Source organism: Mycolicibacterium phocaicum (assembly GCF_010731115.1).
GTDB classification, from domain to species: domain Bacteria; phylum Actinomycetota; class Actinomycetes; order Mycobacteriales; family Mycobacteriaceae; genus Mycobacterium; species Mycobacterium phocaicum.
Map to the genome: position 1 here is coordinate 1268503 of NZ_AP022616.1, position 13379 is coordinate 1281881.

At 69.2% G+C, this 13379-nt stretch carries 11 protein-coding genes and 1 pseudogene; 5 read left to right on the forward strand and 7 right to left on the reverse strand.

Annotated features, from left to right (window positions below):
• Window positions 1-3: 3 nt before the first annotated feature.
• On the reverse strand, window positions 4-1371 hold the full coding sequence (locus G6N46_RS06180; RefSeq protein WP_138248980.1) for a DEAD/DEAH box helicase: 1368 nt from the start codon (window positions 1369-1371) through the stop codon (window positions 4-6).
• A 367-nt stretch (window positions 1372-1738) separates the two neighbouring features.
• Between G6N46_RS06180 and G6N46_RS06185 the strand changes: the two genes are divergently transcribed.
• Complete coding sequence (locus tag G6N46_RS06185; RefSeq protein ID WP_138248979.1) at window positions 1739-3397, forward strand: PE-PPE domain-containing protein; 1659 nt, start codon at window positions 1739-1741, stop codon at window positions 3395-3397.
• Between the two features lies 1 nt (window position 3398).
• Here the strand turns inward: G6N46_RS06185 and hflX are convergent, their stop codons facing one another.
• The 4 genes from hflX to G6N46_RS06205 are packed head-to-tail and all read right to left on the reverse strand — an operon-like array spanning window position 3399 to window position 7340.
• Window positions 3399-4811: a GTPase HflX gene (gene hflX, locus G6N46_RS06190; protein WP_138248978.1), complete on the reverse strand. Its 1413-nt coding sequence runs from the start codon at window positions 4809-4811 to the stop codon at window positions 3399-3401.
• 27 nt (window positions 4812-4838) lie between these two features.
• Entirely contained in the window at window positions 4839-5729 is an 891-nt protein-coding gene (gene dapF / locus G6N46_RS06195; protein WP_138248977.1) for a diaminopimelate epimerase, read from the reverse strand.
• A 4-nt stretch (window positions 5730-5733) separates the two neighbouring features.
• Window positions 5734-6648: a tRNA (adenosine(37)-N6)-dimethylallyltransferase MiaA gene (gene miaA, locus G6N46_RS06200; RefSeq protein ID WP_138248976.1), complete on the reverse strand. Its 915-nt coding sequence runs from the start codon at window positions 6646-6648 to the stop codon at window positions 5734-5736.
• Window positions 6645-7340, reverse strand: a complete 696-nt coding sequence (locus G6N46_RS06205; RefSeq protein ID WP_163692624.1) for a class III extradiol ring-cleavage dioxygenase family protein — start codon at window positions 7338-7340, stop codon at window positions 6645-6647. Before G6N46_RS06205 ends, miaA begins: the two co-directional genes overlap by 4 nt.
• A gap of 141 nt (window positions 7341-7481) precedes the next feature.
• On the opposite strand from G6N46_RS06205, the gene G6N46_RS06210 reads away from it, so the two are divergent.
• Entirely contained in the window at window positions 7482-8810 is a 1329-nt protein-coding gene (locus G6N46_RS06210; protein WP_061010772.1) for a DUF349 domain-containing protein, read from the forward strand.
• Here G6N46_RS06210 and G6N46_RS06215 read toward each other — a convergent pair.
• Window positions 8800-9408 carry an Rv2732c family membrane protein gene (locus G6N46_RS06215; protein ID WP_138248975.1) on the reverse strand — a complete coding sequence of 203 codons (609 nt, stop codon included), beginning with the start codon at window positions 9406-9408 and terminating at the stop codon, window positions 8800-8802. The genes G6N46_RS06210 and G6N46_RS06215 overlap by 11 nt on opposite strands.
• Window positions 9396-10946 (reverse strand): tRNA (N6-isopentenyl adenosine(37)-C2)-methylthiotransferase MiaB, encoded by a 1551-nt coding sequence (gene miaB, locus G6N46_RS06220; RefSeq protein ID WP_138249000.1) that lies wholly within the window; start codon window positions 10944-10946, stop codon window positions 9396-9398. Before miaB ends, G6N46_RS06215 begins: the two co-directional genes overlap by 13 nt.
• 163 nt (window positions 10947-11109) lie before the next feature.
• On the opposite strand from miaB, the gene G6N46_RS06225 reads away from it, so the two are divergent.
• From G6N46_RS06225 to G6N46_RS28610, 3 genes and pseudogenes are all read left to right on the forward strand, one after another.
• Window positions 11110-11838, forward strand: a complete 729-nt coding sequence (locus G6N46_RS06225; protein WP_165605466.1) for an amino acid ABC transporter ATP-binding protein — start codon at window positions 11110-11112, stop codon at window positions 11836-11838.
• A gap of 65 nt (window positions 11839-11903) precedes the next feature.
• Window positions 11904-12662: pseudogene (locus G6N46_RS28605) on the forward strand (glutamate ABC transporter substrate-binding protein); the annotation flags it as partial.
• Window positions 12663-12701: 39 nt separating this feature from the next.
• Window positions 12702-13376 (forward strand): amino acid ABC transporter permease, encoded by a 675-nt coding sequence (locus G6N46_RS28610; RefSeq protein WP_234880626.1) that lies wholly within the window; start codon window positions 12702-12704, stop codon window positions 13374-13376.
• Window positions 13377-13379 lie beyond the last annotated feature (3 nt).

The following is a 13379-nucleotide window of genomic DNA, read 5'->3' on the forward strand; positions in this document are numbered from 1 at the left end:
CGACTACCTCGCCTGGCTGCGGCCGGACTGCGAACGGCCCGGCTGCCCCTGCGAACGACCACCCTGGGTACGCCCGGGCGCCTGCAGCCCACCGCTCGAACGCCGGCGGCGGCGCTGCGCCTGCCCGGCGGTCGCCGTCTTGGCCGGACGGTTGCCGCCCCGGGGCGCGGGCGCCTCCTTGGGGGCCGGCGCGCGGTACGGCGCGATCTCTCCGACCAGCGCCTGCACCGACGCCGAATCGGCGACGACTTCCTGCGGCCGGGCCGTGATGCCGGCCTTGCGCAGCAGCTGCTGGGCATCCTTGCGCTGCTCCGGGAGCACCACGGTCACGACGTCGCCGGCGCTTCCGGCACGGGCCGTACGTCCCGAGCGGTGCAGGTACGCCTTGTGCTCGGCGGGCGGGTCCACGTGGACCACGAGCTCGACCTCGTCGACGTGCACACCGCGCGCGGCGATGTCGGTGGCGACGAGGACGCGCGCCTCTCCCGAGCTGAAAGCGGCGAGGTTGCGGTCCCGCGCGGGCTGGGACAGGTTGCCGTGCAGGTCGACCGACGGCACACCGGATTCGGTGAGCTGCCGGGCCAGCTTGCGAGCCTGGTGCTTGGTGCGCATGAACAGGATGCGCCGGCCGGTGCCGGACGCCAGCCGCTGCACCAGGTCGCGCTTCTCGGCGACACCGGCGACGTGGAACACGTGGTGCGTCATGGCCGGCGGCGGCGCATCGATCTCGTCGACCGAATGCGTGATGGGATCGGACAGGAAGCGCCGCACGAGCTTGTCGACGCCGTTGTCGAGCGTCGCGGAGAACAACATGCGCTGACCGCCGGCGGGAGTGGCCGCCAGAATCCGGGTGACGCCCGGCAGGAAGCCCAGGTCGGCCATGTGATCAGCCTCGTCCAGCACCGTGACCTGCACGGCGTCGAGGTTCACCAGCTTCTGCTTCATGAGGTCTTCGAGACGGCCCGGGCAGGCGATGACGATGTCCACGCCGCCGCGCAACGCGTCGACCTGACGGTTCTGCGAAACGCCACCGAAGATGGTGGTCACCTTGAGTCCCACAGCAGTGGCCAGCGGTTCGACGGTCGCGGCGATCTGGGTGGCCAGCTCGCGGGTCGGGGCCAGCACCAGGCCGGTGGGACGCGACGGACGTCGCGAGGCGCCGGCCAGCCGGGCCACCAGCGGAATGGAGAAGGCGAGCGTCTTACCGCTGCCCGTGCGGCCGCGGCCGAGGACGTCCCGGCCGGCCAGGGTGTCGGGCAGGGTGCTGACCTGGATGGGGAACGGCGCGGCGATGCCGCGGCCGGCGAGCGAGGCGACGAGCGCCTCGGGGACGCCGAGTTCAGCGAAGGACGACGATTGTTCTGCAGACATGGATGAGTACAGCCTTTCCGGCACGGAGGGTCGACAATGCCGGCGGCAGTATCGGTCGCCGCGAGAAGTGCTGGTGCAGATGGACTGACACGGCTCTCAGCCGTTCCACGACGTGATCAGTGGGCGTGTCCTGCGAAGGAGCGCAACTGATGTTGAGCCAGAGCTTAGTACCGAACATCGCCCGTCGCCGACCACGGCAATCGGTACGGCCGGCCGCGGGACGAAAAGCCCTGTCCCGCAAAGAGTATCGCAGTGGTGTGATTTCACCCACGATCTGCGCACTGCCATACCCAAGAATCGACACGCCCGACAAATTTTCGGCAAACACCCGGTCCCGGTCCGGTCACAGTGCGACGATGCGAAACAGGTGCCGATCATCGGATCGGCGACGTCGAAAGGGGGCGAGGCGATGCGCAACTTCGGACGCACCATCCCCGCAGCCGTGGCCGTGATGCTGACGGTGCTGAGCACGGTTCTGCTGGGCGTGGTCTCGATGGTGACGGCCGCGTTCACCCTCGCCGCGACCGCGCTGATCGTCCCGGGCACCGGCACCCCGAACGCGAATGTCGTTGCGGGATACAAGGAGAACGCGACCGACTACTACATCGCACCGTTCAACCTCAACGCACAACTCCAACCGGTGTGCACCAGCACCAACGGCTGCACACTGACGGGTATCAACTACCCGGCCCAGTTCTGGCCCATCCCGCTGCCCGGCTGGGGCGGCCTGTCCGGCGCAAAGTGGAACGACTCGACCGGTCAGGGCATCCTTGCGCTGGATACTCAGCTGCAGCTGGCACTGCCGGCGGCGACACCCCAGAACCCGGTCATCATTTTCGGCTACTCCCAGGGCGGCAACATCGTGAGCCGCGAGAAGGCCACGCTGTCGGGACTGACCGACGCGCAGAAGGCCTCGTTGGCCTTCGTCATGATCGGCAACACCAACCGGCCCAACGGCGGTCTGTTCGAGCGACTGGCCTTCCTCGGCACGGTGCCGATCCTGGATGTCACCTTCGGTCTGCCGGCACCGACCAACACCGGCATCAAGACCACCGACATCGCCTTCGAGTACGACGGCGTGTCCGACTTCCCGCTGTACCCGATCAACCTGCTCGCCGACCTCAACGCCATCGCCGGTTTCTGGTACACCCACGGCACCTACCTGGCGCCCAACGAGAACAGCGATCCCGGTGAGATCCCCGACCTCGAGTACACGCCCGCAGAGCTCGACGCCGCGTTGAAGGACCCGGCGAACCAGACCGTGTACGGCGACACCACCTATATCACCATCCCGACCAAGACCCTGCCGATCGTGCGGCCGTTCCTGGAGTTCGGCGGCTTCACCCACACCAGCTTCATCATCAAGCCGATCGTCGACCTGGTCTCCCCCGTGCTGCGGGTGCTCATCGACACCGGCTATGACCGCAGCCTGAGCCCGGGCGTCCCGGCGCCGTTCCGGTTGATCCCGCTGATCAACCCGATCACGCTGACGGTGGACCTGATCAACGCCGCGGGCGAGGGTGTCAAGGCCGCGATCAGCGACATCACCGGCGGCAAGGTGCAGCTTCCCATCGCCGCGACCACCCCGACCCCCGCGCCGGCGACGGTCGCGGCCCTGTCCGGCTCGACCGCACCGAAGGCGGTTTCCGCCACCCCGACCGGTGACACCAAGCTCGCGCCCGTGACTGCTCCGAAGCTCTCGACCACCCCGGACACCAAGGACACCGACACCAAGGACGGCGACACGAAGATCACGGCCGTCAAGGACACCGACACCAAGACCCCGGACACCAAGGTGACGGATCCAAAGACCACCGACACCACCGGCCCGAAGCAGGACCCGAAGCCCGGCACCGACCCGGCCAAGGACGGTCAGACCGGCGCCACCGACAAGACCAATGACAAGACCGGCGACAAGACCACCGATAAGACCAAGAAGCCGAAGAAGGACAAGAAGGTCAAGGCCCCCAAGGCCGTGAAGCCGGCCGCCGACAAGGCCGACAAGCCGGCCAAGGCCGCCGCGTGAACTAGGCGGTGACGAACTCGCCGAGGCTGGCGGCCAGCGCCATCGGCACCCAGCCCTTGATCCGGGTGCCGTCGGTGGTGTGCTCGGTGGCCTCGACACGACCTTCGGCGTGGACACGAGCCACGAGGTCACCGCGGTCGTAGGGAATGGTCACGTCGACGGCGGCGTCGGTCGGCTCGACCAGCTCGCACATGCGCATCCGTAGCCGGTCCAGCCCCTCACCGGTGTGCGCCGACACGAACACGGCGTCCGGCAACGCGCGCCGCAGGTGGGCCAGCGCCAGATCGCCGGCGGCGTCGATCTTGTTGACCACCAACAGCTCTCGCGGGGCGGCGATGTCGTACTCGGCGACGACTTCCCCGACGACCGTGCGGACCGCGTTGATCTGCGCCAGCGGATCGGCGTCGGAGCCGTCGACGACGTGGACGAGCAGGTCGGCGTCGACGACCTCCTCCAGCGTCGACCGGAACGCCTCGACCAGCTGCGTCGGCAGGTGCCGCACGAACCCGACGGTGTCGGTCAGGGTGAACGGCCGGCCGTCGTCGAGCTGGCCCCGGCGCGTGGTGGGTTCGAGGGTGGCGAACAGCGCGTTCTGCACCAGCACGCCGGCGCCGGTGAGGGCGTTGAGCAGGCTGGACTTGCCGGCGTTGGTGTAGCCGACGATCGCGACGGACGGGGTGTCGCTGGCCCGGCGGCTGTGCCGCTGGGTGTCGCGAATCTTCTTCATGTCCTTGATCTCGCGGCGCAGCTTGGCCATCCGCTCACGGATCCGCCGCCGGTCGGTCTCGATCTTGGTTTCACCGGGGCCACGGGTACCCACGCCGCCGCCGGCGCCACCGGCACGACCACCGGCCTGCCGGGACATCGACTCACCCCAGCCGCGCAGCCGCGGCAGCATGTACTCCATCTGGGCCAGCGACACCTGGGCCTTGCCTTCGCGGCTGGTGGCGTGCTGGGCGAAGATGTCGAGGATCAGCGCGGTGCGGTCGATGACCTTGACCTTCACCACTTTTTCCAGCGAGTTCAGCTGGGCGGGGCTCAGTTCACCGTCGCAGATGACGGTGTCGGCGCCGGTGGCGAGCACGATCTCACGCAGCTCCAGGGCCTTCCCGGAGCCGATGTAGGTCGAGGCGTCCGGCTTGTCACGGCGCTGGATCAGGCCTTCGAGCACCTCGGAACCCGCGGTCTCGGCGAGCGCGGCCAGTTCGGCGAGGCTGTTGTCGGCGTCGGCCGACGTGCCGTCGGTCCACACGCCGACCAGCACCACACGTTCGAGGCGCAGCTGGCGGTATTCGACTTCGGAGATGTCGGCCAGTTCGGTCGACAGGCCGGCAACGCGGCGCAGTGCCGCGCGGTCTTCGAGCGCCAGTTCACCGACGCTGGGGGTGTTGTCAGGATCGAAAGGAGAGGTCATAGGTAGTTATCGATGGTGCCCGCAAAGTCAGCGGGACGCATCTGAATTTCCTTCGTTCTCGTGCCACCATTCGGCGGCGAGTTCACCGTGCGCCAGCAGCACCGACGGCCCGCGCAGGAAGCTGGTGTCCTCGGTGATGGTCACGCTGACCTCGCCGCCGGGGATCACCACCCGCAGGCTGCCGGTGTCGGCGCCGATGTGGTTCAGTGCTGCCAACGTGGCAGCGACGGTTCCGGTTCCGCAGGAGCGGGTTTCGCCCACGCCCCGCTCGTGCACCCGCATCGCGACGACCCCGTTGGCGGGCGCGGTCAGCACCTCGACATTGACGCCCTCGGGGAACTGGTCGGCGTCGAAGGACACCGGCGCCGCGACATCCAGCGCGGTGAGCCCGGCCATGTTCAGCGACGGGTCGACACAGGCCAGGTGCGGGTTGCCGACGTCCACCGCCAGGCCCGCGAAGGTGCGCCCGGCGATGACGGCCTTGCCGGGCCCGAACGAACGGGCCTTGCCCATCTCGACCGTCACCTCGGCGTTGACCGCGTCGGCGCCGTGCAGGACCACCGGACGCGGCCCGGCGAGGGAACCGACCACGAATTCGTCGCGGTGCTCGAGCCCGGACGCGCGCAGGTAGTGCGCGAAGACCCGGACACCGTTGCCGCACATCTGGGCGATGGAGCCGTCGGCGTTGCGGTAGTCCATGTACCAGTCGTCGGCGGCGACGCCGTCGGGAAGGTCGTCGAACACGCCGGCGTTCTGCGCGGCGCCGGCCTTGGTGACGCGCAGCAGGCCGTCGGCCCCGAGTCCGCGGCGCCGGTCGCACAGCGCAGCGATGACCGCGGGGGTCAGGTTCAGTTCGGCGTCGACGTCGGGCAGCACCACGAAGTCGTTCTGGGTGCCGTGCCCTTTCGAAAACCGCACAGCTTCAGGATACGTGGCGCCACCGTCGGATGGTCTCGGCCGCGTTCCCCTCCGCGTCGCCGGCCAGCCACGTGATGCGGTGATCGCGCCGGAACCAGGACCGCTGCCGGCGCACGTAGCGCCGGGTGCCGATGAAGGTGCGCTCCTGCGCCTCGGCGATCGCGGCGTCATCGCCACCGACGTCCAGCGCGGTCAGCACCTGTGCGTAGCCCAGGGCACGGGCCGCCGTCACGCCGTCGCGCAGGCCGCGGGCGCGCAGCGCCAGCACCTCGTCGACCAGCCCGGTGGCGAACATCAGGTCGGTACGGCGCTGCAGGCGGTCGTCGAGAATCTCTGTGTCCCAGTCCAATCCGACGATGAGGGTGTCCCAGCGCGGCGCGCCGATCTGTGGCGCCGACGCCGCGAACGGCCGGCCGGTGAGTTCGACGACCTCCAGTGCCCGCACGATGCGCCGGCCATCGGTGTTCAGGATCGACGCGGCGGCCTCGGGATCGACCCGCGCCAGTTCGCCGTGCAGCGCCGTGACCCCGACCTCGGCCAGCCGGTCCTCCCACCGGGCCCGCACCGCGGGGTCGGTCGCCGGGAACGACCATTCGTCGAGCAGCGCCTGGATGTACATCATCGACCCGCCGACGATCACCGGTACGGCGCCGCGGGCGGCGATGTCCTCGATGTCGGCCGCGGCGGCCGCCTGGTACTTCGCGACCGTCGCGTTGTCGGTGACCTCGAGGACGTCGAGCTGGTGGTGGACGATGCCGCGCCGCTCGGGCACCGTCAGCTTGGCGGTGCCGATGTCCATGCCGCGGTAGAGCTGCATGGCGTCGGCGTTGACGATCTCGCCGCCGAGTTGTTCGGCGAGGTCGAGTGCCAGGGCCGACTTGCCGGTCCCGGTGGGGCCGACGACCGCGATGGGCCTCACCGGGGGATCCAGGTGCCGGCGAAGTAGCCGACGCCGTAGGGCGCGCCGCGGTACAGCTCGGTCGCCTTGGGGTCCGGTCCGGCGAGCCCGGCCAGCACCTGATAGGCGGCACGGCCGAGCGCGCCGGACAGGCCGGCGAGCGCGGACACGTCGCCGGTGGCGAGCGCGTCGTCCCACTTCGCTTGGCGCGCAACGGAATCGGGGTCGAAGCCACCGGGCGCCGCCGCGGTCAGGGTGTTCGCGCCGTCGGCGACCACGAGCACACCGACGGGCTCGGCGGCCGCGTCCAGCTCGGCGCGCAGCGCGCGGCCCCGCTCGAGTGCCGCCTCCGGCGCCAGGTCGTCGGCGACGACCCGCACGTCGACAGTCGCCCCCGCGTTCACACTCCCCCGCAGCCAGCCCGCGATCAGCGCGCACAACGGCAGCGGCCGCGCCGCACCGGACGAGCCCGGCGTGAACGTGACCCGGACGTCGGCGCCGTAACCGGCGAAGGTGCCGACCGCGTCGACGGGCACCCGGTCATCCTGCGCACCGACACCGACCGCCACCCAGCGCGACGGCAGGTCCTGCGCCGCACACCGCACCGCGACCGTCAGATCGGCGAGTTCGACAGCAGCGCCGGACGCCAGCTCAGGCACCAGAATGGGGGCCGACGGGACGATCGCGATATGTGTCAGGCCGGCGCTACGCACGCGTCCACGCTAACGAGTCCGGCAAACGCCTGCGCAGACGGCGGGTCGACCTGTTTGAATAGCGTGCGAGTACCAGATGACGGCGCCGCGTCGCGCGGCAGAAGCGTGGGTCACCCCACGCGCGGGCATGAGGAGCACGAGATGACCACCACCGAACCCGGCAACACCCCGAAACCGACTCCTCGGCCCGGTCCGCCGCGCCCCGGTCCCAAACCGAGCGCCGTCCCGCACCATCCCCCGGCCCCGCCGGTGGCCGCCCCGCCGACGTGCGATCCGCACCGCTTCGGCCGCGTCGACGACGACGGCACGGTGTGGCTGATCACCGCCGCCGGCGAGCGCAAGATCGCGTCGTGGCAGGCGGGCGACGCCGAGGCCGCATACGCCCACTTCGGCCGCCGGTACGACGATCTGAGCACCGAGGTGGCACTGCTGGAGCACCGGCTCGGCAGCGGCAGTGGCGATGCCCGCAAGATCAAGTCGGCCGCCGCGACGCTGCTGGAATCGCTGCCCGAGGCCTCGGTACTGGGTGACGTCGATGCCCTGACCGCCCGGCTGACCACCATCGTCGAGCAGGCCGGCGCCAGCGCGCAGGAGGAGCGGGCCAAGCGCGACGAGCACCGCGCCGCCCAGACGGCCCGCAAGGAAGCCCTGGCCGCCGAGGCCGAGGAGATCGGCGCCAACTCCACGCAGTGGAAGGCCAGCGGTGACCGGCTGCGCGCGATCCTCGACGAGTGGCGCACCATCACCGGCCTGGACCGCAAGGTCGACGACGCGCTGTGGAAGCGCTACTCGGCGGCCCGCGAGGCGTTCAACCGGCGCCGGGGCTCGCACTTCGCCGAGCTCGATCGCGAGCGGGTCGGCGTGCGGCAGGCCAAGGAGGCGCTGTGTGAGCGCGCCGAGGCGCTGTCGGGCTCCACGGACTGGGGCGCCACCGCCGCGACGTTCCGCGATCTGCTGACGCAGTGGAAGGCCGCGGGCCGCGCCGCCAAGGACGTCGACGACGCGCTGTGGAAGCGGTTCAAGGCCGCCCAGGACACGTTCTTCAGCGCCCGTAACGCGGTCAACGCCGAGAAGGACGCCGAGTTCAACGCGAACGCCGACGCCAAGGCCGAGCTGCTGGCCGAGGCCGAGAAGATCGACATCAGCGATGTCGACGCCGCGCGTGCGGCGTTCCGCGCCATCGGCGACAAGTGGGACGCCATCGGCAAGGCCTCGCGCGACCGCACCGCGGAGCTGGAGCGCCGGCTGCGGGCCGTCGAGAAGAAGATCCGCGACGCCGCGCAGAGCGGGTGGAGCGACCCGGAGGCGCAGGCCCGGGCCGATCAATTCCGCGAGCGGGCCGAGCAGTTCGAGCGTCAGGCCGAGAAGGCCGAGGCCGCGGGCAAGGCGAAGGATGCCGAGAAGGCGCGGGCCAGTGCGGCGCAGTGGCGTGAGTGGGCCGACGCGGCTTCCGCCGCGATCAAGAAGTAGGTTCGTCCGGTCCGTCGAGCAGCCCGCGCTTCTGCTGCTCGGCGGTCGACTCGCGGCGCTGTGCCTCGGCGGCCAGCTGCACCGCGGTGCGTGACCACACCACGCGGGCCCAGTGGAACGTCAGCAGGATGACGGCGATCCAGGCCAGGTAGAGCCCGAATCCGGGGCCCGGGTACGGCTTGACGACGGTGTTGCGCGACCAGATGGCGAGCATGCCGAGGAAGCACGACACGGCGGAGCCGGCCAGCGCGATCCAGGCCAGGCCCCAGCGGCGGGTCAGCAGCGCCAGCATCGAGAAGCCGACGCTGAACACCAGGATCAGCCACACGAACACCCGCGACGGCAGCAGGATCTTCGCGTCGAGCGCGACCTGGTCGCCGAGCAGCACGTCGAAGCCCTTGACGGCGCCGGTGTGCGGCAGCACGAACGACAGCAGGATCACGAAGACGCAGGTCGCCACGACCATGGCGCGGCCGCCCGGGTCGATCTCCCGGGCGATGCGCTGCTCCGCGGCATCGATGTCGCCCTTGAATTCCTCGAATTCGCCGTTCGAGCCGCCGGTCGGCTGTTCGGGCTTGGTGTCGTTCATCGTGAACATCCCTGCTCTACGGGCGTGACGGGCGGCGCGCCGATCTGCGGCATGCCCAGGCCTACGCCGGTGGTGGGTTTGCGGCCCGCGGCGTGCGCGTCGCCCGCGCGGGTGCGGCGGTGGCTGATGATCGGCGTGTCGGCGATCAGGTGGTGCGGCGCCGCACCGGTGACGGTCGTGGTGACGATGTCGCCCGGGCGGATGTCGGCGTCACCCGGGGCGAAGTGCACCAGCCGGCCGTCACGCGCGCGGCCCGACATCCTCTCGGTGGCCGAATCCTTGCGGCCTTCGCCGGTGGCCACCAGCAGCTCGACCTCGCGGCCGACCTGGGCCAGGTTCTCCTCCCACGAGATGCGCTCCTGCAGCTCGATGAGCCGCATATAGCGTTCGGAGACAACCTCTTTGGGGAGCTGGTCGGGTAGCTCGGCGGCCGGGGTGCCGGGCCGCTTGGAGTACTGGAAGGTGAACGCGCTGGAGAACCGGGCGCGTTCGACGACGTCGAGCGTGGCCTGGAAGTCCTCTTCGGTCTCGCCCGGGAACCCAACGATGATGTCGGTGGTGATGGCCGCGTGCGGGAGCGCGGCGCGCACCCGCTCGATGATGCCGAGGTACTTCTCGGCCCGGTAGGAGCGCCGCATCGCCTTGAGGATGCGGTCCGATCCCGACTGCAGCGGCATGTGCAGCGTCGGGCAGACGTTCGGGGTGGCCGCCATGGCTTCGATGACGTCGTCGGTGAACTCGGCGGGGTGCGGGGAGGTGAACCGGACGCGTTCCAGCCCTTCGATGTCGCCGCAGGCACGCAGCAGTTTGGCGAAGGCGCCGCGGTCGCGTTCGATGTCGGTCCAGGCGTCCGGGTGCTCCCGGAGGCGCTCATCCGAGGAGAAAGAGACGCCGTACGCGTTGACGTTCTGGCCCAGCAGCGTGATCTCCAGGACGCCCTGGTCCACCAGCGACTGCACTTCGGCGAGGATGTCGCCGGGACGCCGGTCGACCTCTTTGCCGCGCAGCGACGGCACGATGCAGAACGTGCAGGTGTTGTTGCAGCCGACGGAGATGGAAACCCAAGCGGCGTAGGACGATTCGCGGGTAGCCGGCAATGCCGAGGGGAATTCCTGGAGGGCCTCGACGATCTCGACCTGGGCTTCGCGGTTGTGGCGGGCGCGCTCGAGCAGCACCGGCAGCGAGCCGATGTTGTGCGTGCCGAACACCACGTCGACCCACGGCGCCTTGCTGAGCACCGTGTCGCGGTCCTTCTGCGCCAGGCAACCGCCGACGGCGATCTGCATGTTGGGGTCGGTCTGCTTGCGCGGCGCCAGGTGGCTGATGTTGCCGTAGAGCTTGTTGTCGGCGTTCTCGCGGACCGCGCAGGTGTTGAAGACCACGACGTCGGCGTCGTCGCCGTCCTCGGCGCGCCGGTATCCGGCGTCTTCGAGCAGGCCGGCGAGCCGCTCGGAATCGTGGACGTTCATCTGACACCCGTAGGTGCGGACCTGGTAGGTGCGCCCCGCGCCGGAACCCGTAGCGGACTCCGCGGCGTCAGCTTCCACGTCCGGAGTCGCTGTCGAAATCACGTGCCAATCGTACGGGCGGCGCGTTTTATACCAAATTTGTCGACGGGCTTCCGGGTTTCTGTGAGTGATCCGCGCGCCGTCGCTTACCTGGGTAGTGTCTGTGCGCATGGTCACCGGCGAGCCGTCACCTGCCACCCCGATGATCTCGGTCAAGGGGGTCAACAAGCACTTCGGCGCACTGCATGTGCTGAAGGACATCAATCTCGAAGTCCCGCGCGGACAGGTGGTCGTGCTGCTCGGGCCGTCAGGGTCGGGCAAGTCGACGTTGTGTCGCACCATCAACCGGCTGGAGACCATCGACTCCGGATCGATCCACATCGACGGTGAGCTCCTGCCCGAGGAGGGCCGCAAGCTGGCCACGCTCCGTTCCGAGGTGGGCATGGTGTTCCAGTCGTTCAACCTGTTCGCGCACAAGACAATTCTCGAGAACGTCACCCTCGCGCCCATGAAGGTGCGGCGCAAGAACAAGGACGAGGCCCGCAAGAAGGGGCTCGAACTGCTGGAGCGGGTCGGGGTCGCCAACCAGGCCGACAAGTACCCGGCACAGCTGTCGGGTGGTCAGCAGCAGCGCGTCGCGATCGCCCGGTCCCTGGCCATGGGCCCGAAGGTCATGCTGTTCGACGAGCCCACCAGCGCGCTGGACCCCGAGATGGTCAACGAGGTGCTGTCGGTGATGACGTCGCTGGCGACCGAGGGCATGACCATGATCGTGGTGACGCACGAGATGGGCTTCGCCCGCCGCGCGTCGAACCGGGTGGTGTTCATGGCCGACGGCACCATCGTCGAGGACGCCGAGCCCGACGAGTTCTTCACCGCGCCGAAGTCGAACCGGGCCCGGGACTTCCTGGGCAAGATCCTGGACCACTGATCGTGGAACGATCGATTGGGCAGAAGTTGGTGAGCCGCACACTCCGCTGTCTTGCCGCGGTCACCGTGCTGATCGTGGCGCTGCTGTCGCTGAGCGCCTGCGGCGCGAACAGCAAGAAGATCACCATCGGCACCAAGTTCGACCAGCCCGGTCTGGCCGCGAAGAAGCCGGACGGCACGCTGGCCGGCTTCGACATCGACGTCGCGAAGTATGTGGCAGGCCAGCTCGGCTACAAACCCGACGACATCGAGTGGAAAGAAGCGCCGTCGGGTCAGCGCGAGAACCTGATCCAGAACCACCAGGTCGACTTCATCGTCGCCACCTACTCGATCACCGACGCCCGTAAGCAGAAGGTGTCGTTCGCCGGGCCGTATCTGGTCACCGGCCAGAGCCTGCTGGTGCGGGCCGACAACAACGAGATCACCAGCGTCGAGTCGCTGCAGAACCACAAGAAGCTGTGCTCGGTGTCGGGTTCCACACCGGCGCAACGCATCAAGGACAAGTACCCGGGTGTGCAGCTGCAGCAGTACGACACCTACTCGGCGTGCCTGGAGGCGGTGAAGACCGGCGCCATCGACGCGCTGAGCACCGACGAGGTGATCCTGGCCGGCTACGCGGCCCAGACCCCGGGCGCGTTCAAACTGATCGGCAAGCCGTTCTCGGTGGAGAAGTACGGCATCGGATTGCTCAAGGGCGACAAGGAATTACGCCAGAAGATCAACGACGCCATCGAGAAGATGCAGAAGTCCGGCGAGTGGCAGGCCGCGTTCGACCGCAACCTGGGGCCGGCCGGGCTGTCGGCGCCGCCGCCTCCTCCGTTGGACACCAACATCAACGCAGCGGGTGGCGCGAAGCGCGTCGACCTGTGGGGCACATACGGCGGCAAGATCGTGAAGGCGTTCTGGACGACCATCCAGCTGACGCTGCTCGCCGCGGCCGGGGCACTGATCCTGGGCACCGTGCTGGCCGCGATGCGGCTGTCGCCGGTGCCCGTGCTGCGCTGGCTGGGCACGGCGTACGTCAACGTGGTCCGCAATACGCCGTTGACGCTGATCATCCTGTTCTGTTCGTTCGGCATCGGGAACACGCTGCGGATCACTCTCGTCGACCCGCATTCACCGACGGCGGTGGTGGACAGCAACCTTCGGCTCGCGGCGCTCGGGCTGACGGTCTACACCGCGTCGTTCGTGTGCGAGACGTTGCGGTCGGGCGTCAACACCGTGCCGCTGGGCCAGGCCGAGGCCGCCCGCTCGCTGGGCCTGAGCTTCGGCCAGAACCTGCGGCTGATCCTGCTGCCGCAGGCTTTTCGCGCGGTGATCAACCCGCTGGGTTCGGTGCTGATCGCCCTGGTGAAGAACACCACGATCGCCTCGGCCATCGGCGTGGCCGAGGCGGCGCTGCTGATGAAGGAGATGATCGAGAACACCGCGGCACTGCTGGCGGTCGGCTCGATCTTCGCCGCCGGCTTCGTGGTCCTGACGTTGCCGTTGGGGTTGTTGTTCGGTTGGTTGGGTAAGCGATACGCGGTGGTGCGGTGATGA